The 885-nt window shown below is 46.8% G+C and carries 1 pseudogene; it reads right to left on the bottom strand.

The features are described from left to right. A pseudogene (locus J7439_RS25615) lies at window positions 1–885 on the bottom strand (IS1634 family transposase); the annotation flags it as partial.

The following is an 885-nucleotide window of genomic DNA, read 5'->3' as shown; positions in this document are numbered from 1 at the left end:
CTTCAAACCGACCACACGTTGTTCCTGATTATTGACCGTTAATACACTAACCCCTTGAAAACAGAAAAACACCCATCTCGCCGTTGGGTTCTGGCAGGGCTTTTTTTTCTGGTTTAAGAATACACGGCTCTGCTTGTTCATACCTTATTCTGTGTTGGATAGCAGCATAGACCATCAGACACAGTGTCATCACCATTAACAGGGCCTCGATTCGTTCCGTTTTCTTCAGGTAGAGTGAGGAAACCAGAAAATCCGGGCTCTTCAGGAATCGGAAGCCACCTTCAACCTGCTGTTGTGACTTGTAGGTAGACAACAGCTCAGCGGCATTCAGACTCTTTTGATCCAAATCATTGGTGCCCAAGATAAAGCAGCCCAGTGATGCCAGCGAATTCTCTCTTTTCTCGCAAGAAACAAAGCATGCGCTCTGTACAAAATATTCGAAGTGATCAGGCTTACTATCTGACGATGGACGCCCTTTGCCCCGATAGCAGGGTTTACAGATAACCTCAGGTTCCGTTTCACTTTGGCAGAGTTCCGATTGTTTTTGCCACAAGGCAAAAGCCTCCAATGCATCGTCCCGGCACAGAAAAGCCTTTTTACCCAACTTTTCCAGATCGCGGGCCTCTTTCAGTGACTGTTTCTGCATCTTTCTGGTCAGCGTTTTCTGTTCACTGAGCCTTCGCTTTTTATTGAGAAACAAGAACCATCGTTGTTGAACATCACCATAACAGGCAGGTACTTCAGTAAAAGAATAATCCTCATAGCCTTCAACAGGCTCCAGTGCCATGGCAGGCGCTTTGCTGACCAGCTCCCTGGCATCCTTGATATTCAGCGGCACCCGGGAGATAAACAGCTGTTTTTGCTTATCAAGCAACTGGAGGGTTT

Origin of the sequence: Salinisphaera sp. G21_0, assembly GCF_017744115.1 — a bacterium.
Lineage (GTDB): Bacteria > Pseudomonadota > Gammaproteobacteria > Pseudomonadales > Endozoicomonadaceae > Endozoicomonas.
This window is presented reverse-complemented; position numbering and strand designations above follow the sequence as displayed.